The sequence below is a fragment of the Rathayibacter sp. AY1C9 genome (assembly GCF_002932315.1).
Taxonomy (GTDB): Bacteria; Actinomycetota; Actinomycetes; order Actinomycetales; family Microbacteriaceae; genus Rathayibacter.
The window spans coordinates 40,205-63,639 of sequence record NZ_PSVZ01000005.1; the positions used below are offsets into that span (position 1 = coordinate 40,205).

Here is a 23,435-nt window from a genome sequence, read left to right on the forward strand (position 1 = left end):
GATCTCTCCTACTGAGGTCGTGAGTGCTGGTGTCGTGGAGTCGAAGGTGTGCGGGAAGGGGTCTGCGGGAGAGCGCCGGGGCTCTCGGTCGGGGCGTCACCGGGAGGGGCCTCGCAGCCTCCGGCGCCGCTCCCAGAGGAGGAGGCCGAGTGCGAGAGTGAGCACCGACCCCCCGCCCAGGAGGAACGCGTCGGTGCTGGCGCCACCGGTCAGCGGCAGGCGTGTGGGGTCCACGGGGGCGTTGACGAAGCGGTAGACCGCCGTCTGACCGGCCGTGGGTGCCGTGATCGTCCGCGAGGCGACCGGGGACCACGTCGTCCCGGTCAGGCGCTCGAGACGCAGTTCCTGGTAGGCGAGGCGGCGCGTCGGATCCGTCGCCGCCTCGGACAGCGTGTAGCCGTGACCCGGTCGCACCTCGAAGGTGCTCGCCGGGTTGCCCGCGGCGACGTACTCCGCGCCGGCCCGGGTCTCCGTCGGGAGCGTCGCTCCGGCCAGTGCGGCGGGCGTCGCGGTGACCCGCCAGTCGGCGGCCTGGAAGCCGGTCTGGGGGCGCAGGACCTGCTTGACCAGGGTGATCGTCGCGCTGGCGTTGTCCACGGTGCAGGTGACGGCGGCGCCGTTCGTCGGGGTCACGTCTCCGGCCGCGCTCACGGTGAGTGCGGCGCCGGTGTCGGTGCGGCACTGCCAGGGCCCGGTCTGCACATAGGTGGCGGAGCCCCCGGTCTCGGCGAGCCGGTAGGCGGCACCCGGGGTGACGGGGATCGCCGACACGCCCGCGGAGCCCGCGCGGCCGGTCGGGCCGGGCAGGGCGCCGGTCGGGCCGGTGGCGCTGAGCGTGAAGTCGCTGGGCAGCGCGCTGCCGGAGCTCACCGTCTTCACGAGCGTGAGGGAGGCCGTGGGCCGGTTCACGATCGAGCACTCCACGACCGCCGCGGAGGCGATGCCGGTGAGGCTCGCGCTGATGACGGTCCCGGACTGCGAGAACGTGGTCGCCCGCGCGGCGCCGTTGACCGTGCAGGCGCCGCTGACGAACGCGAAGCCCGTCTGCTGCACCTCCGAGACGGTGAGCGTCGCCCGCGACGCCTCCGTGCCGAACAGGACGGTCCAGGCGGCCTGACCCGCCGCGTCCGTCTGCTGGCGGGGCGACTGCTCCGGCAGCAGGGCGACGGTGCCCGCGGTGGCCGTCGCCGTCGTGCCCACCGTCCAGTCCACGCCGGGGCGGGTCGTGCCGGAGGCGTCCCGGATCGTCTTGGTGATGCGCACCGTCGAGGCGGGGCGCGGGGAGTTGAAGAAGGTGCAGGTGACGTTGACGCCGAGCCGGTTCGGGAGGGTGACCGTCCCGGTCGGGTTCGAGCCCGTGCTCACCCGCACGCCGTCCGCGTAGCACTCGTAGATGCTCGTGTAGGCGGTGATCGGGGAGGCGGAGCCCGCGGCCATCGCCTCCGAGACCGTCACCGTGCTGTTGATCGGAGTGGGGAAGGGGCCGATCTGCGCGGTCTGGCGGCCGGTGGTGGCACCGGTGGTGGTGGCCGTGGCGAAGGGCGACGCCGGAGAGCCGGCGGCCGCCGTGAGCTGGAACTGGTCCGCCGCGGCCAGGCGCCCGACCACGCTCTTCTGCACGGTGATCGTGGCCGGCGAGGAGCAGCCGGAGAGGTCGACGGCGTTGACGCTCACGCGCGGCGTGCCGCTGACGCGGGTCCAGGTGGTGGCGTCGAACTCGTAGGCGCTGCCGGGGATGGCGGGGACACCGTTCGCGGCGGCGACGTCGCCGTTGGCGAGGTAGACGGTTCCGCGCGGCGAGAAGGCGATGCCGTTGATGTTGGCGAAGGCGGCGTCGGTCCCCGTCACGGCCTTCGCGATCGAGGTGTTCACCGGGAGGGTGCCGCCGGTCGCCGCAGCCAGGGCGTCGGCCGGCACGGTGAAGATCGCGGCGCTGCTGGCGTTGTTGACCGAGCCCGCGCCGACGACGTAGAGGTTGCCGCGAGCGTCGAACGCCATGTCGCCGTTGCCGTTGGGGGTTCCGGAGGTGGGGAAGGAGCCGACGAGGGCGAACCGGGTGGCGACGGGGTTGGCCTCGGTGAAGCTCCAGATGTAGAACTGGCCGCTCGCGAAGCTGCCGAACAGGTACCGGCCCGTCCGGAGGTCGACCGCGCCGGCGACGATGCTGCCGGTCACCTGCGCTCCGCCGGCCACGGTCGTGTACGCGCTGTTCGCGATCCTCTGGAAGCCGGCCTCCGGCGTCCACTTGAGGACGGCGTCGACGTCCGTCGCGTCGGACGAGCGGTCCAGCGCGTAGGCGAAGGCACCGTTCGCGCCGACGCCGAGCGCGTTGGCCTCGGCGGTCCCCGACCAGCTGCCGATCGAGGTCAGGGATCCCGTGACGATGTCGGCCTGCTGCAGGGCGCCGGCCGCCGTGAGGGAGTAGAAGCGGCCGGTGTCGCAGAACAGGCGCGGCGTCTGCACCGTGTTCGTGAAGGTGCAGAGCACCTCCGCTCCCGCCTCGCTGGGGATCGTGATCGACCCGGCGGCGGAGGCTCCGGAGGCGATGACCGTGCCGCCGCGCGAGCACTCGTAGCTGTTGGAGTACCCCAGGCCTGCGCCCGCGGTCTGCGCCTCGGCGATCGTGTACGTCGCTCCGGACTGCACGGTGAGGCGGCTGATCTGCGCGGCCTGGATCCCGGTGGCGGTGCCCGTGGTGGTCGCCGACGCGAGGACCGTCGTGCCGCTGCGCACCGAGAGCGTGAACTGGTCGCCCGTGGCGCTGCGCACCGGCAGGTTCTTCCGGACGGTGAGGGTCGTCGCGGCCTGGATCGTCACCGAGGTGGGGGCGGAGGCGATGAGGCCGGTGGGAGTCGTGGTCCCGGTGCTGTACGTCCCGGCGGCGGCGGCCACCACGTCCACGGAGATCGTGCACGAGGTCGCACCCGCGGCGAGATCGCCGCCGAGCGTCGAGACGGTGGAGGATCCGGCGGCCGCGGTCACGGCGAACGCCGTTCCGGTGACGTCGGTGCAGGACCCGCCGACAGCCGGCGTCGGGGCCACGACGAGGCCGGCCGGGAGAGCGGTCGAGAAGCGCCAGTCCGCCTTCGCGAGGAGGTCGCTGGTGTTGGTGACCGTGTAGGTCAGCGTGGTCGGCGCCGTCGCGGTCGGCACGGCCTGCGTGAAGGCCGCATCGAGAGCGGGAGTGACGTCGAGCACGCGGAGGTCGTCGACGGCGAAGGCGCTTCCCGTGCCGGTGACCGTGTTCACGAGCTGCACCTGGGCTGCGGCGATCTGCGCCGGAGTGAGGAGCGCGGTGCTCGTGCCGGTGTAGGCGGCGGCGCGAGCGGAGGCGGGGAGCGCGGGATCGACGAGCGAGCCGAGCCCGCCGACCAGCGGGAGGGTCGGGGACGTGTAGAACACGCCGCCGGTCGCGGCGCAGGGCACGACCGGTGCCGCGAATCCGGTGAGGACGGTGGACCCGCCCGACACCAGGTTGAGGGAGAGGGACGCGTTGTTCGTCCCGCACTGCCCGCCGGCGGCGTTCATGCCGACGGCGTAGTAGCGGGCGGCGGGCGCGGAGACGCCGATCCCCGCGGCGCTCTGGGCGACGGTCGTGCCGCCGGTGATGGCGGCGTACGGGTACTCGACCAGGGCGTGGTTCGCCTGCGTGCCGGTGTTCGAGCCGTTGGCCGGGGCGCTGCTGGAGGTGGACCCCGGCACTCCGGCCGCCACCTGTCCGAGGACGTCCGCCATGCGGCGGGTCTCGCGTGCGGCCGACGATCCCGTGCCGACGGTGAGGAGGGGCCGGGTCGGGCAGAAGGCGGAGTTGGGGTAGGGCGCCGTGTAGTTGACCAGGACGCCGGTGCAGTTCGTGGCGGTCGACCAGCCGGTGGCGGCCGTGTAGCGGCCGTTCGCGTAGGCGGTGAGCGCGCTCGGGGTGGCGGTCAGGCCCTGCTCGAAGGTCTCCGTCCACACCTGCCGCGGGGCCTCGGCGACGCCGGCCGCGAGCGTGGAGAAGCCTCCCGCTGCTCGCGCCGTCGCGGGCGGGCCGCGGTCCGACTCCTGATCGTCGTCCGAGGCCGCCGTGGGAGCGGGCGCCGATCCGGCGGGCGCCGTCTCGACGGGCTGCTCCGTCTCTGCGGCGCCGCGGGGTGCTGCGGGATCGAGCTCGTCCTGAGCGGGCTCCTCCGCCGTGGCACTCGGCGACTCCGCGGCCTCGGCGGGTGCGGGCGGGGCGGACGTCGACGGGGCGGACGCTGACGGAGTGGGTGCCGACGGAGCGGGTGCCGGATCGGCCTCGGGGGCTGCCGGCGGTGTCGGTGCGACCGGCGTCGGGAGAAGGGCGGGGGCGTCGCCGGCGACCGGATCCGCCTGGTTCGCGGCCTGAGCGGGAGACGAGGCGGAGACGTCGCCGAGCCCCCACGAGCCGACGAGGAGAGCGCCGATCGTCGCGAAGACGACGGCCCGCATTCCGAGGCGCGACGGCGATCGGTGCCGTGAGTGGCGGCGCCGCCGGGTCGTGAAAGCCATGGTTCTGCTTCTCAGTCGTGTTGTCGATCGTGGAGATGAGCGAAACGTCGACACGACGAACGACACGGATGTCGCAGCGAGTGCGGAGGCCCCAGACTCCGGAGGGGAGCACGCATTCCCCGCGGGCTTCCGAAGATGAACGTATAGGTCGGCCTCCCTCTCGCCATAGAGAAGTGAGCCCCCCCTTGTCGGGGCCATAACCGATGAGAAAAGGACCGGGGTGAAGCCGAATATGGCGCCTTTTGACGGGTCCTCGCGAAGGAGTTCTAAGAAGTGAGCGCGCGCGACCGGCTCGGCTCACTCCTCCCGTCAGGTCCCGTGCAACGCTCGGGCCCCACCCGGCCACGTACTCGGTAGACGCCCGACCGACGAAGGATGGACCCGATGACGCGACGCACACTCGACGACCTGCTCTCCCGCAGCGACCCCGCGACCGACGACCGGGCGCCCGGTGTCCGCACCGCCCTGCACAGCGTGATCGCCGAGACCCGCGAACGCGCGCCCCGCCGTCCCGCGCGGTCGAGGGCGTGGTGGCTGGCGGCTCCCGTCCTCCTCGTCCCGGGTCTCGTGCTGGCGACCAGCGCCGGCACCGACGTCCGCTCGGTCCCCGACTTCACGATCCCGATCAGCTACACCACCGACTCCGGCGCAGCGGTGTCGTGCTCGATCGACTACTTCAACGGCGAGATCGACTACCGCGAGGTCACCACCTCCGCGACCGACTACCTGCGCGCGCAGGACTGGAACGGCATCGGCCAGCGGATCCACGACGACGCGCTCGCCTACACGACCGACCCCGCCTGGCTGGCCTCGGACATGAACAGCGACGGCCCCGGCCTCTCGGAGGAGACGATCCGCTGGCGCGCCTGGATCACCGCGGCGGACGACCACATCCTCGACACGATCCCCGAGGGCGTGATCGTCGAGGGCGACGGCGGCCTGGGCGGCAGCACCGACTGCACGGGAGAGCTGTGATGAGCGCCGGCGAGGCGGCACCGTCCCTGGCCCGCAGCGTCGTCCGCTCCCCCGCGCGCGACCGCGAGGCCGAGATCACGGCCCTGGTCGAGCGGGAGGCGCCGGACCTGCTCCGCTACTTCGCACGGCGGACGGCGAGCCCCGAGGACGCCGCGGACCTCCTCAGCGACACCCTCCTGATCCTCTGGCGGAAGGAGCGGTCGATCCCTGAGGACGAGACGCGCGCGCGGATGTGGGCGTTCGGCGTCGCCCGGCGGGTGCTCTCGGGCCAGCGCCGCACCGCGACCCGGAGGAGCGCGCTCGTCGAGCGGCTGGCGGAGGAGCTCCGCATCACCCCACCCGCACCCGCCGACGACGCCGCGGAGGACGTCCGCGCCGCGATCGCGCAGCTGAAGCCCGTCGACCAGGAGATCATCACCCTCGTCTACTGGGACGGCTTCTCCCTCGCCGAGGCGGCCGAGATCCTGTCCCTCCGCGCCGCGACCGTGCGGAGCCGGCACGCGCGGGCGCGGGCGACGCTGCGGGACGCGCTGGGGGCGGCGATGTGAGGAGGGGTGCGCACCCCTTCACCCGGCACCCCCGCCTGAGTAGCATCCCCCGCATGAGCAGGCTCGTCGTCTCCGTCCTCACCTCGCTCGACGGCCGCTTCGAGGGGCCCGGGCACGACCTCTCGGCGCTGCCGTTCGAGGACGCGTTCAACGACCACAACCTCGAGCTGCTGCGCCGCGCGGGCACGCTCGTTTACGGCGGCGGCTGGTTCCGCGACAACTGGGACAGCTGGAGCGCCGTCGCCGCGGATGGGACGGCGGGCGAGCGGGAGCACGAGACCGCGCGGCTGGTCACGTCGCTCGACGCGCTGGTGATCAGCGACTCCCTGGCTCCCGATCCGGAGGCGCCGTGGGCCGCCACCACCCGGATCGTGCCGCGGGAGCAGGGTCCGGCCGAGATCGAGCTGCTCAAGCAGGGAGACGGGGGCGACCTGCTGATGTTCGGCAGCGGCACCACCTGGAATCCGCTCCTCGAGGAGGGTCTGGTGGACGAGCTGATCATCCTCGTCGGCGCAGGCCTCGCGGGCGGCGGGACGCCGCTCTACTCCGGGGCGCCGCAGCACGGGCTGCGCCTCCTCGACGCGACGGTTCTGCCGGGCTCGGAGCTGGTGCGGCTCCGCTACGACGCGAGCGGGGCCGGCGAGCGGCCGCACAACCCCCGCTGAGACAGGGCGGCCTCCCTCAGGAGCCCACGCCCCTCCTCTCAGCCGACGTCGTGCGCGCCCGAGGCCGGGGCGGCTGCCGAGAGCGAGCCCCCAGCGGACTCCTCCGGCCGGCGGAGTGCCCGAGCGCACAGTCGGACCCCCAGAAGCGCAGTCGCCGCGCCTCCCGCCAGCATCCCGGCCCCCACCGCCGTCCACGTCGTCAGGCTGGAGCTCGGCGCGCCGTGCAGACCGTAGAAGAGCCCGACCCCGCTGCCGACCAGAGCGGCCGCGACCAGCGGGATCGCCAGCGCCGATCCCTTCTCGGACCGCGTCCACGCCGAACTGCAGAGAACGGCGACGGCGCCGATCAGCCAGCCGACGCCGGGGATCACCAGCCAGCCGAAGGCGAAGACCAGGGAGGCCGCGACCGCGAACCACGGGCGGTGGAGGACCGTCCGCTCGTCACCGCGATGGACTCCGGCCTCGACACCGCTCGTCATGCGTCGGAGCCTACGGAGACGGCCCGGACCGCGGCACGAAGTGGCGCGGGATCGGCCGGACGGCGCCACACCCGCCTCCGCTCGGTCCTGAGGAGCCGGTCCTGCCGAGCCGGTCCTCGAGCGCTGGCACCCGGCCCACCTGAGGCACGCTCCGGCCTCCCTCACCCCGCGACGGTCAGCGACACCTCGACCGCCACGTCCTCCGGCCCCTCCCCCAGCACCGTCTGCCGCACCTCGACCCCGTCGAGCCGCAGGCCGCGGTCTCCGGCGGCGTCGAAGAGCGCGACGATCGCCGGATGCAGGGTCCCCTCGGGCAGTTCCTCCCTGTCGCGGGGGCGCCAGGTGGCGACCAGCTCGGTGCGCGTGGGGAGGATCGCGGCGAGATCGGCGAGGTCGCCCTCCGCCTCCACCGACGTCGGCCAGCAGCAGACGAGCTCCGCCGAACCCGGCTCGCCCGCCCGGAGCGCCGTCCAGAAACGTCCCGTCGGCTCGAGCCCTGCCGTGTGCACTCGAGTGGCGAGCGCGCCGAAGATCTCGTTCGCCTCGTCGTCGCCCGGACCGTCGACCTCGTCCAGCGCGATCGTGAGGACCTGGCCGACGTACGGCTGCGCCGGCATCGTCCGCTCGGCGACCTCGACCGGCACGGCGAGCGCCCGCAGCGTCACCTCGGCGGCGTCGAACGCCCGGTCTTCCTGCTCCCGCTCCGCGAGCACGCGCTCCCTGTGCGCCTGCAGCGCCTCCGCCGCGGTGCCAGCTCGAGTCGCCGCCGCGACCTCGGGCAGCGGCACCCCCGCGCTCCGGAGGGCGCTGATCACGACTCCGGCCCGGACCTGGGCGTCGGCGTACCGGCGGTACGACGACCGCTCGTCGACCTCCGCCGGGACCAGCACGCCCTTCTCGTCGTAGTGCCGGAGCGCCTTCACGCTCAGACCCGTGATGCCTGCGTACTCCCCGATGCCCAACATGCCTCCAGCATCCCGTCTCCCCCGGCGGGAGGGTCAACAGGCGGGAGGGTCAACGGGCGGCGAGGTCGACCAGCAGGAGGGTCGACCGGCGGGACGGGTCGACCAGCGGGACGGCTAGCAGCGGAGCCGGGCGGGAGGCGACGCGACCGGCGTCGGCGGACCCGACCCCGCAGCACGCCACGCGCCGACGCCTCAGCCCGCGCGCCTCACCGCGAGCTCACCAGCCCTCGGGCCCCGCGCTCCCCGCCTCGTACTCGTCCAGTGGAGCGTCGCCCGCGGCCCAGGCGGAGAGCACCGGAGTGATGATGCGCCAGCACTGCTCGGCCACGTCGCCCGGGACCGAGAGCAGGGTGTCGCCCTGCAGGATCCCGGCGAGGACCTGCGCGTAGGGGTCGAGCGTGGCCGCGCCGGGCTGCGCCGTCAGGGTGGTGCGCTCGAGATCGGTCAGCTCGTCGGCGCTGTTCACGACCAGGTCGAGGCTGACGTCGCCGCCCTTGAGACCGATCCGGAGGACCGACCCGGCGTCGCCCTCGGCCGCCTGCAGGCCGCGCGGGGGCGTGGCGGCGCGGAAGTGGATCGCCACCTCGCGGCGCGGGTCGCCGATCGCCTTGCCGGAGCGGAGGACGAAGGGGACGCCCGCCCAGCGCGGAGTGTCGACCTGGAGCAGCAGCTGCGCGAGCGTCTCGGTGCCGGTCTCGGGGTCGACGTCGGGCTCGTCGACGTAGGAGGGGAAGAAGCGGCCGTCGACGCGGCCCTCGGTGTAGCGGGCGCGGCGGGCGGAGGAGGGGTCGTCGCGCCAGAGCCGCACGGCGCCGAGCACCTCGGCCATGCGCGCGTGGACCTCGTCGGGCGCGACCTCGTCGGGGCGCTCCATCGTGGTCAGCGCGAGCACCATCAGGAGGTGGCTCTGCAGCATGTCGCGCAGCGCGCCGGTCTTCTCGTAGAAGGCCGCGCGGCCCTCGATGCCGAGCGTCTCGTCGTAGACGATCTCGACCTTCTCGATCCACTCGGCGCTCCAGCTCGCCTCGAGCATGCTGTTGCCGAACCGCAGGCCCAGCATCCCCAGCACGGTCGCGTTGCCGAGGAAGTGGTCGATGCGCCAGAGGCGGCTCTCGGGGAGGACCTTCGCGAACGCCGCGTTGAGGGCGATCGCGTCGTCGAGGTCCTCGCCGAACGGCTTCTCGATGGCGACGACCAGCTCCTCGGGCAGGTCGAGCTCGGCGAGCGAGGCGGCGACCTTGTGCCCCATCGCCGGCGGCAGGGCGACGTAGAGCACCGGGGTCGACGGGCAGGCGTCGAGGAGGGCCTTCAGCTGCTCCGGGTCGGAGGCGTCGGTGGCGACGAAGCGCGCGCGCGACGCGAGCGCCTCGACCGTGTGCGCGGCGACTCCGGCCGCCTCGAGGCTGCGGCGGACGAGGCCCTGCCACTCCTCGTCGGTCTGCGGGGTGCGCGCCGCCCCGATCAGCGTGAGCTCGAGGTCGCGCGCGAGCTCGGCCACCCGGCCCAGGCCCGGCAGCAGCAGCCGCTCGGTGAGGTCGCCGCCCGCTCCGAGGATCGCGATGCTGCGCTGCTCGCTCCCCAGCGCCGCGGCCTCGGGGATTCCGATCTGCTCCGTCATGGTGTCTCCCTCGTAGCCGTCGTGAGTCAGCGGCCACAGTACGCGCCGGGCCCTGGCGCGAGGCCGGGAGCCGGGAGGGGTTGAGGAAGCGGGCGCGGAGTGGCAGGGCGGCGCGGTCGGGAGCGAGAGAGCTGGACAACCTCCGCTGAGACGCGGCCTGCCGTGTCGGGGCAGGGACCCCCCTTCTCAGCCGACGTCGGGCCGCGACCCACGACGCCCGGCCCGCCGCAGCCGTCCCGCACAGCACGTCATCCCTCTCCGGTGCCGTCCGGCGGTACCCTGCCCGCATGCGCCTGCGCCAGGTCGTCCTCGACACGGAGGACGCCCGCGCCCTCTCCGCCTTCTACCTCGCCCTGCTCGGCGGCGAGTACCGCCCCGGCGACGAGCCGCCCGCGGACGGCTCGGACGACGAGGCGGAGTGGGTCGCGATCGTCACCGCCGACGGCGCGAAGCTCACGTTCCAGCGGGTGGCCGCCCTGCCGCGCGCGACCTGGCCGGAGGGGCCCGTCCCGCAGCAGCTGCACCTCGACTTCATGGTCGCGGACGCCGACGAGCTCGACCGGCAGAAGACTCGGGCGCTCGCCCTCGGCGCCGAGCTGATCGAGGACAGGAGCGACGACCCGGAGGAGGCGCTCCACGTCCTCGCCGATCCGGCGGGCCACCCGTTCTGCGTCTTCGTCGCGCCCGACTACCCGGCGGAGTAGGGGCGCGCGGCTTCAGCGAGCCGCACGCGTCGGATCACATGCCGGTGATCGTGACCGTCGTCGTCGCCGCGATCACCGCGGCTCCCGTGACGCTCGCGGCGGTTCCCGCGAGGACGGCGGCGGCCGCCGGCCCTGCCCAGTGCTGCGCCGCGAGCGACCGGATCGCCTGCCGGTCCGGGATGCCGGGCCTCGGCGAGAGCGCTCCGGCCGCGTCGAGCAGGCCGATGAGCGCCGCGTCCGACGGAAGGGGCGCCGTCCGAGCCGCGAGGACCTCGGCGACCCGGATCCGCAGCCGCTCGTCCTCCGCCGGCTCCACGGCGGCGACCCGCTCGAGGAGGGCGGCATGCAGCTCCCTCCGCGTGAGGCGGGCGATCCACCAGGAGACGCTGCGCGGTGCTCGCTCCGCTGCGATCCACCCGAGTGCCCCGTCGAGCACGGCGTCCCCGAGCGCCGACCGCTCCGGCCCGAGGGCGACGGCTCCGGCGTCCACCTCGACGCGCCGCTGGAGGGAGAGCTCCGCGAGGACGGAGGCGGCCAGGACGGTGTCGAGAGCGCCCGACGAAGCCGCGGGCCGCCCGTCGCTCCGCCGCAGCAGGAGGAGGAGAGCGACGGGGAGGGGCGGCTGCCCGGCTCCGGGGGGCGCAGCGGCCGGCGGGGTGGTGGGAGCGGGCTGTTCCGAGGAGTTCCGTGTCGAGTCGTCCATCCCTCGAGCCTGACACCCGACCCGTCGAGACCGCATCCGCCGGGCGACGGGTCCTCCGTCGTCCGACCGGCCGACCGGCCGGACACGCCCGAGAGCCCACGTCGCGCCCCGAAGCGGACCGCTCCTCCGCCACATCGGGCGTCAGACCACCCCCGCCGCCGTTCCCGACACGATCAGGTCGGCGCGGTCGCGGGTGGCCTCGATCAGCAGCGCGTTCCGCCCGTCGACCTCGGAGGCCCAGGCGGAGGCCGCCTCGGGGGCGCGGCCGAAGGAGACGTGGCGGTCGACCAGGCGCTCGAAGCGCTCGGTCTCGGGAGTCGCGCAGAACCAGGCCTCGTCGAACTCGGCGCGCAGCAGCGCCCACGGGCCCTCGTCGACGAGGAGGTAGTTGCCCTCCAGCACGACGAGCGACGCGGAGGGGTGCACGGCCAGCGCGCCGGCCACTCCCTCGTCGACGGTCCGCTCGAAGGTGGGCGCGTAGACGACGTGGTCGGTCTCGGCGCGCAGCCTCCGCACCAGGGCGAGGAAGCCCCAGCCGTCGAACGTGTCGAGGGCGCCCTTGCGATCGTGGCGGCCGAGCTCGTCGAGCGTGGCGTTGGCGAGGTGGAAGCCGTCCATCGGCACGAAGGCGGCGGTCCCCTCCCCCGCGAGCTCGTTCGCGCGGGCGACCACGGCCCGGGCGAGCGTGGTCTTGCCGGCCCCGGGGCTGCCGGCGATCGCGACGATCGCGCGGCGGCCCGGCGAGGTCAGCGCGAGCGCGCGCCCGGCCAGCTCGTCGAGGCCGGGCCGCACCGCGTCGGGCGCGACCTCGGTCTCAGGCCTCGCCACGGCTGCTCTCCAGCGCGTTCACCAGGAAGCCGTGGGCGTGGCGGGCGAGCGCGGGGCCGTCGTTCCAGAGGTTCCGCCACACGGCGAGGTCGTTCGAGAGGGTCGGCGAGACGACGGCCGACGAGAACGACTCGAAGGTGATGGGTCCGCGGTAGTCGATCGCGGCGAGGGCGTGGAAGAACGTCGTGAAGTCGAGGTGGCCGCTGCCGAGGTAGCCGCGGTGGTTCTCGCCGATGTGGACATACCCGAGACGATCCCCGACGAGCAGCACCGGGCGGAAGAAGTCGTCCTCCTCGATGTTCATGTGGTACGTGTCCAGGTGGATCAGGACGTTGTCGGCGCCGATGTCGTCGGCGAGGCGCAGGGCGTCCGCGGCGGTGTTGATGACGTTGGTCTCGTAGCGGTTGCAGATCTCGAGGCCGAGGGTCATGCCCTTCGTCGAGGCCTCGGCGGCGAGGTCGGTCAGCACCGAGACGACGTTCGCGCGGCCCGCGGCCGAGAGGGGCGCGCTGTACTTCCCGAGCGCGCTGTAGAGGGCGCCGGTGAAGTGGGTGCCGCCGAGCGCGTGGGTGGTCTCGAGGGAGTCGGCGAGCAGCTTCGCGCCGCGGGCCACCACCTCCGGGTCGTCGCTGGAGACGTCGGCCGAGAAGGCGAGGCCGCGCGAGCAGACGATGCCGAGGTCGTTCGCCTCGAGGGCGGCGCGGGCGGAGGCGGTGTCGAGGTTCTGCACGTCGTGCAGCGAGAGCTCCAGCAGGTCGAATCCGGCCGCCTTGGTCTGCTCGATCGTCGCGGTCACTTCGTCGGGGGTGGTGCCGCCGGCGAAGACGAGGGCGTGCACTCCGAGAGGGTTCGTGGTCATGGTGGTGCTCCTTGGTTCGAGAGGTTCAGGGGCGGCGTCGGGCCGCGGGGTCGGTGTCGAGCAGGTCCGCGAGGAACGCGTGGCCGGAGGTCGCGAGGGCGACCGGGTCGTGCCAGAGCTCGCGCCAGAGGCCCATGCCCTCGGCCGAGGCCGGGGGCTGGACGGCGGGCGAGAAGCTCTCGAGGGTGAGCGGGCCGCGGTAGCCGGAGTCGGCGAGCGCCGCCGCGAGCCCGGTCCAGTCGGTGCTCCCGGTGCCCAGCTCTCCACGGTGGTTCTCGGAGGCGTGGAGGTAGCCGAGCAGGTCGCCGGCGTCGCGGACGGCGCTCGCGAGGTCGACCTCCTCGAGGTGGGCGTGGAACGTGTCGAGGTGCAGGAGCACGTTCGGCGCGTCGAGGTCGCGGAGGAACGCGGCGGTCTGGGCGGCCGTGTTCAGCAGATTGCTCTCGTAGCGGTTCACGTACTCCGCGCCGACGACGACGTCGGCGGGAGCGGCGGCCGCGGCGACCCTCCGCAGCACGTCGAGCGAGCGCGAGCGGGCAGCCGCGTCGGCCGCGTGCTCGTACTTGCGCATGGCCGAGTAGGTGACTCCGCCGACGTACCGCGCGCCGATCGCCTCGGCGAACCGCACGGCCGCCAGCAGCCGCTCTTCGCCGCGGCCGGCCGTGGCCTGGTCGGTGATGTCGGAGTCGGCGTCCAGCGCGAGCGAGACGACCGCGTCGATCCCGTGCTCGTCGAGCAGGTCGGCGGTCCACGCGGAGGCGTCGGGGTCGTCGGGCGCCGGGATCTCGATCAGGTCGAAGCCGATCGAGGCGGCGGCGCCGATCGCGCGGCGCCCCGACTCCGGCGTCCAGTCGCCGACGAGCAGGCCCGCGTGGACCCCGATCGGCGACGAGCGCTCCGTGCTCCCGCGGTGCAGGAACTCGGGGTGCATCAGGCGGCCTTCGCGCCCGTGATCAGCGAGACGAGCTCGTCGCCGCTGGTCTCGGCGGTGCGGCGGCCGGCGACGGCGAGGCCCGCGCGCATCACCCACACCTGGTCGCTCAGGCGCATCACCTGGTCGAAGTTGTGGCTGATCAGCAGCACGGCCACTCCGGCGTCGCGCAGCTTGAGGATGATCTTCTCGACGCGCGCCGTCTCCTGGACGCCGAGCGCCGCGGTCGGCTCGTCCATGATCACGATCTTGCTGCCCCAGCCCGCGGCCCGGGCGATCGCGACCGCCTGGCGCTGGCCGCCCGAGAGGCGGCGGACCTTGCTGGTGACCGGCGGGACGTTCACGGCGAGGTCGCCGAGCAGCTCCTGGGCCGTCTTCTTCATCTGCGTCCGGTCGAGGAACCGCACCCCGGGCACGCCCTTGGTGAGCTCGCGGCCGAGGAAGAAGTTCTGCCACACGGTCAGGTCCTCGACCAGGGCGAGGGTCTGGTGCACCGTCTCGATGCCGCCGTCCCGCGCGCCGAGCGGAGTGGTGAAGTGCACCACGTCGCCGTCGAGGGTGATGGTGCCGGAGTCGGCGGGGTGCACGCCGGAGAGGCAGCGGACGAGGGTGGACTTGCCCGCGCCGTTGTCGCCGATCAGGGCGGTGATCTCGCCGCGGCGCATCGACATCGACGCTCCCTTGAGAGCGTGGACGCCGCCGAAGGACTTCTTGATGTCCCGCGCTTCGAGCAGGATGTCGCTGGTCATGGCTGGGCTCACTTCTTCTGGTAGCGGGTGATGAGGGCGGCGAGCACGACCACCAGGCCGACGGCGAGGGGCTGGTAGAACTGAGAGACGCCGAGCAGGGTCAGGCCGTTGGTCAGCGCGGTCAGGAGGAACGCTCCGATGATCGGGCCGACGATCTTGGCCTTGCCGCCGGTGAGGCTCACTCCGCCGAGCACGACGGCCGCGATGGAGTTGAGCAGGTACTGCGTGTTGATGGCCGGCTCCGCGGCGCCGACGCGGGCGACGAGGAGGAGCGATCCGACTCCGGCGAGGACGGCGGCGATGATGTACACCGCGATGCGCACGCGTCCTGCCTTGATGCCGTTGGCGACCGCGCTCTCCTCGTTGCCGCCGACCGCCTGCACGTGCAGGCCGAAGCGGGTTCGGAACATGACGACCCAAGCGACGACTCCGATGACCGCGGCCAGGATGATCGGGTAGCCGATGATCCCGATCGAGCCGGTGGTGAGGCGGAGCAGCTCGGGGCTGCCGACCGTGATCGGCTTGCCGTCGGAGACGATCAGCGCGAGGCCGGTCGCCACCGAGAGCGTGCCCAGTGTCGCGATGAAGTCGGTGACCTTGCCCTTCGCGATCAGGAAGCCGTTGATCACTCCGATCAGCCCCGCGAAGAGCAGGGCCGCGAGCGCCGAGAGCCAGAAGCCCCAGCCGGCGCTCCAGCCGATGCCGAAGCCGACCGCTCCGACGGTCATCGTCGCCGAGATCGAGAGGTCGATGCCGCCGGTGGTGATGACGAAGGACTGGCCGATCGAGAGGATGACCAGGATCGCGGCGGCGACGAGCATCGCCTTGATGTTGCCGAGGCTGAGGAACGTCGGCGTCGCGATCGAGAACACGATCACCAGGGCGACGAGCCCGATCGGTGCGGCGTTCTCGGCCCAGAAGCTGAGCTGACGGAGGTTCGCCAGCAGCGGGGAGGCGCTGGCCGGGGGTCGGGCGGTGACTGAGGTCATGGTCGCTTCCTGGGTTGCCATGGGCGGGAGGTCCTACTTGCTGGGGACGAGCGCGGCGAGCGGGTTGTCGAACTCCTCGAACGGCTGGGGGAAGGCGCCGAGGGCCTGCTCCGCGGTCTCGGAGGTCACGAGCGCGGTGGGCGACTCGATCTCGGCGGGGATCTCCTCGCCGGCGCCGACGGCCTCGCACGCCTGCACGCCGAGCTGGCCGATCGCGTAGGGGTACTGGGCGACGGTGGCGGTGAGCCCGCCGTTCTTCACCGACTGCAGCGCGTCCTCGTTGCCGTCGACGCTGACCACCTGGACGGAGCCGGTGAGGCCCGCGTTCTCGACGGCCTTGACGATGCCGAGGCCCATGTCGTCGTTCGCGGCGAAGAACGCCTTCACGTCGGGGTTCGCGGCGAGGATGTCGGTCGCCTTGGTCAGCGCGACCTCGCGCTTCCAGTCGGCCGCGGCCTCCTGGACGACGGTGAGGTCGGAGCCGATCGCGGCGGTGAAGCCGTCGACGCGGGCGGCGCTGGTGACGTCTCCCGAGACTCCGCCGATGACGGCGACCTCGGAGCCGGCGGGCAGCTGCTGCAGGAGGAAGTCGCCGGCCTTGCCGCCCGCGGCCTCGTTGTCGGTGCCGATGTAGGTGGTCACGTCGAGGTTCGCGGCCTCGACCGCGTCGGGGTCGAGCGGGCTGTCGATGTTGACGATCGTCTTGCCGGTGGCGGAGGCGAGGGCCTGCACCAGGTTCGTGCCGCTGATCGGGTTGACGATCAGGCAGCCGAAGTCCTGGCCGGCGACCGTGGTGAGCTTGTCGGCCTGGCCGGTGGTGTCGCCGATGTCGGCGGCGGCCTGCACCGAGACGTCCACGGAGTCGTCCTTCGCGGTGTCCTCGATGCCGTTCTCCATCGCCTGGAAGAAGGGGTTGTCGAGGCCCTTGATGACCGCGGCGACCTTGGTCGATCCGGAGCCGCCGGCGGCCGTGTCGCCACCCGAGGCGCAGCCGGTGAGGAGGAGTGCGAGGGCGCCGACCGGTGCGAGAACCGGGAGGAGGCGGCGTGCTGTGCGGTTCATCGTCATCCTTGAGGATCAGTGGCACCACTGCGTGCCGGTGTGTGAAAACTACCGGGGCTTTCGCGTTACCGCAATACGAAAGTCGGGGAACTTCAGGTTTCCCGTCGGCAGGCATGTACGCTGACCGTGACAAGAGGGGGAGCGATGACGGGGTACTCCACCGGCGAGGCCGGTTCGCACGTGGCCGACGTCCTCGCGCTGTTCCGCGAGCAGGGCGAGGTCTCGCGCAACGCGGTGATGGAGCAGACGGGGCTCTCCCGCTCCACCGTCAACCAGCGCCTCGCGACCCTTGTGGAGCTCGGCCTGATCGCCCCCACCACCGGCGGCGAGTCGACCGGCGGGCGCCCCTCGAGCATGTTCGCGATGAACCTCGTCGGCACGGTGTTCCTCACCGCCGACATCGGGGCGAGCGGATTCGTCGCCGCCGCCTGCGACCTGCGCGGCACCCCCCTCCGGCACGAGAGCGGCGTCGTCGACGTCTGGGAGGGACCGGACGCCGTGCTCTCGCTGGTGCTCGCCGCGTTCGAGCGGCTGCAGCAGGGCGACGCGGTCGCCGGCATCGGCGTCGGAGTCCCGGGGCCGGTCGAGTTCGCCGCCGGGCGCGTGCGCAATCCGCCGATCATGACCGGCTGGGACGACTTCGACATCGCCGGCTACTTCGCCCAGCCGTACGAGGGCGTGCAGGTCGTCATCGAGAACGACGCGAACGCCCGCGCCCTCGCCGAGTCGCGCCACCACGGCTCCGACAACCTGATCAGCCTGAAGCTCGGCACCGGCATCGGCTCGGGCCTCGTCTTCAACGGAGCGACGATCCGCGGAGCCGTCGGCGCGGCCGGCGACATCGGCCACACCCGCGCGGTCACGGGCACGGTCGACGCGGATCCGCTGCCCTGCCGCTGCGGCAACGCCGGCTGCGTGGAGGCGTATGCGAGCGGCTGGGCCCTCGTCCGCGACCTCTCGGCCGACGACCCCTCGATCAAGCACGTCGCCGACGTCACGGCCCGCGTGCTCCGCGGCGACATGCGCGCCACCCAGGCGGTGCGCCAGGCCGGCCGCGTCCTCGGCGAGGCGGTCGCCGACCTCGTCAACATCCTCAACCCGCGGACCATCGTGATCTCGGGCCAGCTCGGCGACTGCGGCGAGGTGCTGATGTCGGGCCTGCGCGAGCGCGTCTACCTGCGCACCCACCCGCTCGCCACGCGGCACCTGACCATCCACACGTCGGACCTGGGCGAGCTGGCCGGCGTGATCGGCCTCGCCCTGACGACAGCCGACCAGGTCTTCAGCCGCGAGCGCTTCGACCGCGAGGCGAGCGCCGAGAGCCCCCGCGCGGCGGCCGCCGCGAGCTGAGCGGGAGCGGGTTCAGTGACGCAGGGTCGCGGTGATCCGGCAGAGCACCTGGACGTGGGACGGGGCCTCGGGGTTCACCTTCTCGGCGACCGCCTCGACCTCCCATCCGGACGCCATGAGCGCGGCGACCTCACCGCACAGCCAGTCCGGCACCCATCCGATCCGCTCGCCGGACACCGAGGCCACCTCGTAGGCCTCCGGGTTGCGGAGGTTCGAGGCGTCGGGCACGAGGACCAGCCCGTCGCCCTGCTCGAGAGGCAGCACCGGAAGCGGGAGCTCGGCCCGATGGCGGACTCCCGACACGAAGAAACGACTGATGAGGGTCTGCGCGGTGCGGAGAGGCTTCTCCACGACATGGAAGGTGTCGGTCGCTCGCGCCGCGCCGGTCCGGACCATGATCTCGACGGGCAGGTCGGGGGACGCCGCCTCGAGACCGAGCCACCCCAGGTACTCCTCGTACGAGCCGCGCTCGGACGACATCACCCTGTTGGCGAAGAACGGCGGAAGGGACGAGCTCCGGTACTCCGCGTCCACACGGGGGAACTCCGCGAGCGGGAAGAAGTCCTCGTCGGCGACAGCCGCCGGCTCGTACCGGAAGAGGAAGCCGTCGACCCCGACGGACAGCACCGCCGCGCGGAGGAACCGGCGAGTACGAGGGTTCTGCCAGACGAGCAGCAGCTCGCGGACACCAGGGGTCGGACGCGGCGCCGGTCGATCAACGAGGAGAGTCATCGAGGATCCTCCTCCGTGTCGCTGCCAGCAGTCCTTCCGTGAAACTAGCGCACGTCTCCGACATCAGGGTCGGAGGAACCGCCGCGAGGACCTCGCGGACCGCAGAGGGATCGACCGCTCGGAGCCGAGCAGGCCAGAACGCCTGCGCCTCCGGAGAGGCCGCCGCGAGGGCCTCCGCTGCGAGGTCGACCAGCAGCGGTCTTCCGGCGAAATGGTGACTCCTTCCTCTCCGCACCCACCGGTCGAAGAGAGCCTCATCGGCGAGGCAGGCGGCGCGCTTCTCCTCGGTCTCCTGGAACCCGAGGGCATTGCCGTGATCGAACGAGGGCGAGAGGGTCCGATGACCGCGTCCGGCGATGACGGCCCAGTTCTCGTCGTGTCGATCCCGTCCAGCTACCCAGGCATCGAACAGCAGGTAGCCCGCCCACACGTCGAAACCGCTCAGTCCGGCGACGGCGTCGAAGCCTGCAGGAGCGTCGACGCCGTCGAGAGCACGTCTCACCGCATCGACGGTGTAGCGGTCGTCGGGCCGCCTCCGAGCGTGGTCGTAGTGGCGATCGGAGTGGCGCAGCAGGCTGTTCCCGATCTCGAGGCTCTGGATCTGCTCGCGCTCGATGACGTTCCTCGACATGATTCCGCGCCGACCGCCCACCGTCGCAGGTCGGATCTCCGCGCACGGGACGTCGAGCATCCGCGCGAGATGGAACGACACCCACTCCGCCCAGTCCTCACCGCGGGTCTCGTCTCCTCGCTGGCGGGCGAACTTGAAGAGCCACAGATCGCCGTCGGCGACGAGCCAGAACTTCTCCTTCGTCCCCATCGGCTCGTCCGACCACCCCTCGTCGAAGGCGCGCTCGATGGTCGTCGACTCCCACTTCGGCTGCATCCGGTCACGGTAGCCCGCGTGCTGCCGGCCGCGGCGGTCCTGTCGCGTCTCGCGGCCGCGACCCCCTCCGCCCCGCGCACTGTTACGCCCGGCGACGAAGGGTTACGCCGGGCGACGCGGGCCGGGACGGGCGGGCCCGCGGTGCTCCATCATCGTGTCCGGGACGACGCGGAGAGGCCGCGGCCGCCCGACCCGTCCGAAGGAACGCGATGATCCGGCTCGAGCAGCTCAGCAAGTCGTACGGTCCGGCGACCGTGCTCGACCGCCTCGACTTCTCGGTCGCGACCGGCGAGATCTTCGCCGTCGTCGGCCCGAGCGGTGCGGGCAAGAGCACGCTCGCCGCCTGCGTGAACCTCCTCGAGCGGCCCACCTCGGGCACGGTCGTCGTCAACGGGGAGGCGCTCTCGCAGCTCTCGGAGGAGCGGCTGCGCGTCGCCCGCCGCCGCATCGGCACCGTCTTCCAGTCCGACGGACTCTTCAGCCGCCGCACGGCCGAGCAGAACGTGGCCCTGCCGCTGGAGTACCTCGGCGTCACCGCCGCCGAGACGAAGCGGCGCGTCGCGGAGCTGCTCGAGCGCGTCGGCCTCTCGGACCGCGCGCGCTACTACCCGCACCAGCTCTCCGGCGGTCAGCGCCAGCGCGTCGGCATCGCCCGCGCGCTCGCCCTCCGCCCCTCGGTGCTGCTCTCCGACGAGGCGACCTCGGGCCTCGACCCCGCCTCGACCACCGCGATCACCACGCTCCTGAAGGAGCTGCGCGACGACCTGGGCCTCTCGATCCTCTTCATCACCCACGAGATGGAGACGGTGCGCCAGGTGGCCGACTCCGTCGCCCGCCTCGACCACGGCCGCATCGTGGAGTCGGGGCGCCTCGTCGACCTGCTGCGCGACCCCGCGTCCCCGCTCGGCCTCGCCCTCAACCCGGTGCGCCCCTCCGTCGCGCCCGGCCCGGGTCTGGGCGAATGGGTAGTGGGCTACTCCCGCTCCGGAGTGCCGACCGACTGGGTCACCCGGCTCGCGGAGGCGGTCGGCCCCGTCTCGCTGCTCGGCGCGGCGATCGAGACGGTGGACGGGCAGGCGGTCGGCCACGCGACGATCGGGCTCGGCCCGGTCGACGAGGCGCGGCTCACCCGTGCGGCGGCCGAGCTCGGCCTGTCGGTCCGGCCCGCCGGCGTGCGCGTCCTCGCCGAGGAGGTGGCGGCATGATCCTCCACCTCGACAACAAGGTCCCGCTCGAGCAGATCCCCGCGCTGGTGCTGCCGGCGCTCGGCGAGACGCTGATCATGGTCGGCATCGTCATGGCGATCGTGGTGCTGGTCGGCGTGCCGCTGGGCGCTCTCGTGCACAACCTCGCTCCGGGCGGGCTGGCCGAGAACCGGGCCGCGCACCAGGTGCTCAGCGCCGTGATCAGCGTCGGCCGCTCGCTGCCGTTCCTCATCCTGATGGCGTCGATCATGCCGTTCACGCGCCTGATCACCGGCACCAACATCGGGATCGCGGCCGCCGTCGTGCCGATGTCGATCGCGGGGATCGCCTTCTTCACCCGGATCGTCGAGAACGCGCTGCGCAGCGTGCCGCTCTCGCTCACCCGCGTCGCCCGCGCCTCCGGAGCGTCGCGGCTGCAGGTGGTGCGGACCGCCCAGCTGAGCGAGGCGGTGCCGCAGATCATCGGCGGCCTGACGATCAACACGATCGCGATGATCGAGTACTCGGCGATCGCCGGCACGATCGGCGCCGGCGGCATCGGCTACGTCGCGGTGACCTACGGCTACCAGCGCTTCGACACCACCGTCATGCTCGCCACCATCGTGATCCTGGTCGCCACCGTCGCGACCGTGCAGCTCACCGGCGACGCCCTCGTCCGCGCGACCACGCCCGGCGCCTCCCGCTCGCGGCGAGCGCCGCGGGTCGCGGCCGCCGTCTAGAACCACCACTCCTCCTCCTGCGCCCTCGGGCGCCCCTCCCGCGCGCCCGCGCACCCCCTCTTCGAAAGGCACCGCCATGTCCACTCCCGACGACCTCGGATTCGATCTCAAGAAGAAGCGCCGCTGGCCCTGGATCGCCGGAGCGGCCGTCGTCGTGGTCGGCGTCGCCTCCGCGATCGCCGTCCCGCTCCTCTCCCCCGCCGTCTCGGCCAACGAGCAGGAGGGAGCGACGCTCTACGTCGCGACCGCCGAGGGCAATGCCTCCGAGCAGGCCCTGGTCGACTTCGTCGCGAAGGAGGTGGCGCCGCGCTACGGCATCACCGTCGCCTTCAAGGGGCTCTCGGACAGCAACACCATCAACCGCGCGGTGAGCGAGGGCGAGGTCGCGGCCACGGTCTACCAGCACAAGCTCTGGCTGGGACAGGTGCTCGAGGCCAACCCCGACTTCGAGGAGGAGGCGGCCACCCCCGTCTTCCGCTGGGGCTTCGGGCTCTGGAGCGACAAGTACTCCGACGTCTCCCAGATCCCCGACGGCGGCACGGTCTCGCTCTACTCCGATCCCGCCAACGAGGCGCAGGGCCTCTGGCTGCTGCAGAACGCCGGCCTGATCACGCTGAAGCCGGGCACGGAGCCGGGCACCGCGACCCAGGACGACATCGCCGAGAACCCGAAGAACCTGCAGTTCACCCTGCTCGACTTCGCCGCCCAGTCGCGCGCGCTGCCGGACCTCGACGCAGCCGTCGGCTACACCGAGTACTACCTCGCCGCCGGCATCCCGATCGAGCAGCAGATCTTCGCCCCGCAGGCCCCCGACGACTTCGCCGGGCAGCTCACCATCGGCTCGAAGTACCGCGACACCGAGAACGTGAAGAAGCTCGTCCAGGCCTTCCAGGATCCGGCCGTGCAGGAGTTCCTCGCCACGGACGAGACGGTGAAGGGGATCCTGCTGCCGATCGACGGCTGAGCAGGGCCGGAGCGACGGGGTCGCCTGAGGAGTCGCGCGCGGCTTCTCGGGCGACTCGGCGTCTGCGGACGTAGCGTGGGCTCATGAACACGTTCACTCTCCACAACGGTGTCGAGATCCCCGCCCTCGGACTCGGCGTCTTCCAGACTCCGCCCGACGAGACCCGCGCCGCCGTCGCCGCCGCGCTCGACGCGGGGTACCGGCACATCGACACGGCGGCGGCCTACGGCAACGAGCGCGAGGTGGGCGAGGCGATCGCCGGCCGCGACGACGTCTTCCTCGAGACGAAGGTGTGGATCAGCGACTACGGCTACGACGAGACGCTGCACGCCTTCGACAAGAGCGCGGGCAAGCTCGGCGTCGAGCGGATCGACCTGCTGATCCTGCACCAGGCCCTGCCCGAGGCCTTCGACCGCACCCTCGACGCCTACAGGGCGCTCGAACGGCTGCTCGCCGACGGGAGGGTGCGGGCGATCGGCGTGAGCAACTTCATGGTCGAGCACCTCACCCGCCTGCTCGCCGAGACCGACGTCGTCCCCGCGGTGAACCAGCTCGAGGTGCACCCGTACTTCCAGCAGCGGCGGGTCGAGCGGTTCGGCTGCGAGAACGACATCCTCACCCAGGCCTGGTCGCCGATCGGCGGCATCACCGCCTACCGCGACTCCCCGCGCCGCAGCTTCGACGACCCGGTGCTCCTCGAGCTCGGCGCCAAGTACGGGAAGACGGCCGCGCAGGTGATGCTGCGCTGGCACCTGCAGGAGGGCCGCCAGGTCATCCCGAAGTCGACCCGCCCCGAGCGCATCGCCGAGAACATCGACGTGTTCGACTTCGCGCTCTCCGGCTCGGAGCTCGCCCGGATCGACGCCCTCGAGGCCGGCGTGCGCGGCGGACCGGAGCCCGAGGCCGTGACGCTGGAGGCGTACGGCCGCGACATCCCCGAGGCGTGAGGACGGCGCCCGCGACGGGAACACCGGAGCCGTCGCGGGCGTTGC

At 72.8% G+C, this 23,435-nt stretch carries 22 protein-coding genes; 9 read left to right on the plus strand and 13 right to left on the minus strand.

What is annotated here, in order from left to right:
• Positions 1-96: 96 nt before the first annotated feature.
• Entirely contained in the window at positions 97-4,512 is a 4,416-nt protein-coding gene (locus C5D09_RS05455; protein WP_146085610.1) for an LPXTG cell wall anchor domain-containing protein, read from the minus strand.
• A gap of 384 nt (positions 4,513-4,896) precedes the next feature.
• On the opposite strand from C5D09_RS05455, the gene C5D09_RS05460 reads away from it, so the two are divergent.
• From C5D09_RS05460 to C5D09_RS05470, 3 genes are read left to right on the plus strand one after another with little or no spacing between them, the layout of a single operon-like run.
• Positions 4,897-5,487 carry a hypothetical protein gene (locus C5D09_RS05460; protein ID WP_104262552.1) on the plus strand — a complete coding sequence of 197 codons (591 nt, stop codon included), beginning with the start codon at positions 4,897-4,899 and terminating at the stop codon, positions 5,485-5,487.
• Positions 5,487-6,035 carry an RNA polymerase sigma factor gene (locus C5D09_RS05465; protein ID WP_104225818.1) on the plus strand — a complete coding sequence of 183 codons (549 nt, stop codon included), beginning with the start codon at positions 5,487-5,489 and terminating at the stop codon, positions 6,033-6,035. The genes C5D09_RS05460 and C5D09_RS05465 overlap by 1 nt, the downstream gene beginning before the upstream one ends.
• A 53-nt stretch (positions 6,036-6,088) precedes the next feature.
• The gene (locus tag C5D09_RS05470) at positions 6,089-6,700 is read left to right on the plus strand and encodes a dihydrofolate reductase family protein (protein WP_104268793.1); all 612 of its coding nucleotides are present in this window, start codon (positions 6,089-6,091) and stop codon (positions 6,698-6,700) included.
• Between the two features lie 38 nt (positions 6,701-6,738).
• On the opposite strand, the gene C5D09_RS05475 is transcribed toward C5D09_RS05470, so the two are convergent.
• The 3 genes from C5D09_RS05475 to C5D09_RS05485 form a co-directional block, all read right to left on the minus strand.
• The gene (locus C5D09_RS05475; RefSeq protein ID WP_104268794.1) at positions 6,739-7,179 is read right to left on the minus strand and encodes a hypothetical protein; all 441 of its coding nucleotides are present in this window, start codon (positions 7,177-7,179) and stop codon (positions 6,739-6,741) included.
• 161 nt (positions 7,180-7,340) lie between these two features.
• A complete protein-coding gene (locus tag C5D09_RS05480; RefSeq protein WP_104268795.1) occupies positions 7,341-8,144 on the minus strand; it encodes a MerR family transcriptional regulator in 804 nt (267 codons plus the stop codon).
• 217 nt (positions 8,145-8,361) lie between these two features.
• A complete protein-coding gene (locus C5D09_RS05485; RefSeq protein WP_104268796.1) occupies positions 8,362-9,762 on the minus strand; it encodes a glucose-6-phosphate dehydrogenase in 1,401 nt (466 codons plus the stop codon).
• 287 nt (positions 9,763-10,049) lie between these two features.
• Here C5D09_RS05485 and C5D09_RS05490 point away from each other — a divergent pair, with 287 nt between their 5' ends.
• Positions 10,050-10,466 carry a VOC family protein gene (locus C5D09_RS05490; RefSeq protein ID WP_104262559.1) on the plus strand — a complete coding sequence of 139 codons (417 nt, stop codon included), beginning with the start codon at positions 10,050-10,052 and terminating at the stop codon, positions 10,464-10,466.
• Between the two features lie 34 nt (positions 10,467-10,500).
• Here C5D09_RS05490 and C5D09_RS05495 read toward each other — a convergent pair whose 3' ends face one another.
• From C5D09_RS05495 to C5D09_RS05525, 7 genes are all read right to left on the minus strand, one after another.
• Positions 10,501-11,169, minus strand: coding sequence for a GPP34 family phosphoprotein (locus C5D09_RS05495; protein ID WP_181067893.1), 669 nt, complete (start codon positions 11,167-11,169; stop codon positions 10,501-10,503).
• A 141-nt stretch (positions 11,170-11,310) separates the two neighbouring features.
• Positions 11,311-11,997 (minus strand): nucleoside/nucleotide kinase family protein, encoded by a 687-nt coding sequence (locus tag C5D09_RS05500; RefSeq protein WP_208543338.1) that lies wholly within the window; start codon positions 11,995-11,997, stop codon positions 11,311-11,313.
• On the minus strand, positions 11,984-12,856 hold the full coding sequence (locus C5D09_RS05505; protein ID WP_104225811.1) for a sugar phosphate isomerase/epimerase: 873 nt from the start codon (positions 12,854-12,856) through the stop codon (positions 11,984-11,986). The genes C5D09_RS05500 and C5D09_RS05505 overlap by 14 nt, the downstream gene beginning before the upstream one ends.
• 25 nt (positions 12,857-12,881) lie before the next feature.
• On the minus strand, positions 12,882-13,787 hold the full coding sequence (locus C5D09_RS05510; RefSeq protein ID WP_104268798.1) for a sugar phosphate isomerase/epimerase: 906 nt from the start codon (positions 13,785-13,787) through the stop codon (positions 12,882-12,884).
• Positions 13,787-14,536, minus strand: coding sequence for an ATP-binding cassette domain-containing protein (locus tag C5D09_RS05515; protein WP_104222715.1), 750 nt, complete (start codon positions 14,534-14,536; stop codon positions 13,787-13,789). Before C5D09_RS05515 ends, C5D09_RS05510 begins: the two co-directional genes overlap by 1 nt.
• A gap of 8 nt (positions 14,537-14,544) precedes the next feature.
• Positions 14,545-15,525, minus strand: coding sequence for an ABC transporter permease (locus C5D09_RS05520; RefSeq protein WP_104222714.1), 981 nt, complete (start codon positions 15,523-15,525; stop codon positions 14,545-14,547).
• Positions 15,526-15,558: 33 nt separating this feature from the next.
• Positions 15,559-16,587, minus strand: a complete 1,029-nt coding sequence (locus tag C5D09_RS05525; protein WP_104268799.1) for a substrate-binding domain-containing protein — start codon at positions 16,585-16,587, stop codon at positions 15,559-15,561.
• Positions 16,588-16,731: 144 nt separating this feature from the next.
• Here C5D09_RS05525 and C5D09_RS05530 point away from each other — a divergent pair, with 144 nt between their 5' ends.
• Complete coding sequence (locus tag C5D09_RS05530; protein WP_104222712.1) at positions 16,732-17,937, plus strand: ROK family transcriptional regulator; 1,206 nt, start codon at positions 16,732-16,734, stop codon at positions 17,935-17,937.
• Positions 17,938-17,949: 12 nt separating this feature from the next.
• Here the strand turns inward: C5D09_RS05530 and C5D09_RS05535 are convergent, their stop codons facing one another.
• Positions 17,950-18,669 (minus strand): HIRAN domain-containing protein, encoded by a 720-nt coding sequence (locus C5D09_RS05535; RefSeq protein WP_146079261.1) that lies wholly within the window; start codon positions 18,667-18,669, stop codon positions 17,950-17,952.
• The gene (locus tag C5D09_RS05540) at positions 18,653-19,555 is read right to left on the minus strand and encodes a hypothetical protein (RefSeq protein WP_104268800.1); all 903 of its coding nucleotides are present in this window, start codon (positions 19,553-19,555) and stop codon (positions 18,653-18,655) included. Before C5D09_RS05540 ends, C5D09_RS05535 begins: the two co-directional genes overlap by 17 nt.
• 209 nt (positions 19,556-19,764) lie before the next feature.
• Between C5D09_RS05540 and C5D09_RS05545 the strand changes: the two genes are divergently transcribed.
• The 4 genes from C5D09_RS05545 (at position 19,765) to C5D09_RS05560 (ending at position 23,390) form a co-directional block, all read left to right on the plus strand.
• Positions 19,765-20,760, plus strand: a complete 996-nt coding sequence (locus tag C5D09_RS05545; RefSeq protein WP_104222709.1) for a methionine ABC transporter ATP-binding protein — start codon at positions 19,765-19,767, stop codon at positions 20,758-20,760.
• Positions 20,757-21,479: a methionine ABC transporter permease gene (locus tag C5D09_RS05550; RefSeq protein WP_104222708.1), complete on the plus strand. Its 723-nt coding sequence runs from the start codon at positions 20,757-20,759 to the stop codon at positions 21,477-21,479. Before C5D09_RS05545 ends, C5D09_RS05550 begins: the two co-directional genes overlap by 4 nt.
• 76 nt (positions 21,480-21,555) lie before the next feature.
• The gene (locus C5D09_RS05555) at positions 21,556-22,443 is read left to right on the plus strand and encodes a MetQ/NlpA family ABC transporter substrate-binding protein (RefSeq protein ID WP_104257783.1); all 888 of its coding nucleotides are present in this window, start codon (positions 21,556-21,558) and stop codon (positions 22,441-22,443) included.
• 83 nt (positions 22,444-22,526) lie between these two features.
• The gene (locus C5D09_RS05560) at positions 22,527-23,390 is read left to right on the plus strand and encodes an aldo/keto reductase (protein WP_104222706.1); all 864 of its coding nucleotides are present in this window, start codon (positions 22,527-22,529) and stop codon (positions 23,388-23,390) included.
• Positions 23,391-23,435 lie beyond the last annotated feature (45 nt).

Bases quoted from the DNA above. Each gene is read 5' to 3' on its own strand.
- C5D09_RS05455 (WP_146085610.1), bottom strand. From the start codon at position 4,512: ATGGCTTTCACGACCCGGCGGCGCCGCCACTCACGGCACCGATCGCCG.
- C5D09_RS05460 (WP_104262552.1), top strand. From the start codon at position 4,897: ATGACGCGACGCACACTCGACGACCTGCTCTCCCGCAGCGACCCCGCG.
- C5D09_RS05465 (WP_104225818.1), top strand. From the start codon at position 5,487: ATGAGCGCCGGCGAGGCGGCACCGTCCCTGGCCCGCAGCGTCGTCCGC.
- C5D09_RS05470 (WP_104268793.1), top strand. From the start codon at position 6,089: ATGAGCAGGCTCGTCGTCTCCGTCCTCACCTCGCTCGACGGCCGCTTC.
- C5D09_RS05475 (WP_104268794.1), bottom strand. From the start codon at position 7,179: ATGACGAGCGGTGTCGAGGCCGGAGTCCATCGCGGTGACGAGCGGACG.
- C5D09_RS05480 (WP_104268795.1), bottom strand. From the start codon at position 8,144: ATGTTGGGCATCGGGGAGTACGCAGGCATCACGGGTCTGAGCGTGAAG.
- C5D09_RS05485 (WP_104268796.1), bottom strand. From the start codon at position 9,762: ATGACGGAGCAGATCGGAATCCCCGAGGCCGCGGCGCTGGGGAGCGAG.
- C5D09_RS05490 (WP_104262559.1), top strand. From the start codon at position 10,050: ATGCGCCTGCGCCAGGTCGTCCTCGACACGGAGGACGCCCGCGCCCTC.
- C5D09_RS05495 (WP_181067893.1), bottom strand. From the start codon at position 11,169: ATGGACGACTCGACACGGAACTCCTCGGAACAGCCCGCTCCCACCACC.
- C5D09_RS05505 (WP_104225811.1), bottom strand. From the start codon at position 12,856: ATGACCACGAACCCTCTCGGAGTGCACGCCCTCGTCTTCGCCGGCGGC.
- C5D09_RS05510 (WP_104268798.1), bottom strand. From the start codon at position 13,787: ATGCACCCCGAGTTCCTGCACCGCGGGAGCACGGAGCGCTCGTCGCCG.
- C5D09_RS05515 (WP_104222715.1), bottom strand. From the start codon at position 14,536: ATGACCAGCGACATCCTGCTCGAAGCGCGGGACATCAAGAAGTCCTTC.
- C5D09_RS05520 (WP_104222714.1), bottom strand. From the start codon at position 15,525: ATGACCTCAGTCACCGCCCGACCCCCGGCCAGCGCCTCCCCGCTGCTG.
- C5D09_RS05525 (WP_104268799.1), bottom strand. From the start codon at position 16,587: ATGAACCGCACAGCACGCCGCCTCCTCCCGGTTCTCGCACCGGTCGGC.
- C5D09_RS05530 (WP_104222712.1), top strand. From the start codon at position 16,732: ATGACGGGGTACTCCACCGGCGAGGCCGGTTCGCACGTGGCCGACGTC.
- C5D09_RS05535 (WP_146079261.1), bottom strand. From the start codon at position 18,669: ATGACTCTCCTCGTTGATCGACCGGCGCCGCGTCCGACCCCTGGTGTC.
- C5D09_RS05540 (WP_104268800.1), bottom strand. From the start codon at position 19,555: ATGCAGCCGAAGTGGGAGTCGACGACCATCGAGCGCGCCTTCGACGAG.
- C5D09_RS05545 (WP_104222709.1), top strand. From the start codon at position 19,765: ATGATCCGGCTCGAGCAGCTCAGCAAGTCGTACGGTCCGGCGACCGTG.
- C5D09_RS05550 (WP_104222708.1), top strand. From the start codon at position 20,757: ATGATCCTCCACCTCGACAACAAGGTCCCGCTCGAGCAGATCCCCGCG.
- C5D09_RS05555 (WP_104257783.1), top strand. From the start codon at position 21,556: ATGTCCACTCCCGACGACCTCGGATTCGATCTCAAGAAGAAGCGCCGC.
- C5D09_RS05560 (WP_104222706.1), top strand. From the start codon at position 22,527: ATGAACACGTTCACTCTCCACAACGGTGTCGAGATCCCCGCCCTCGGA.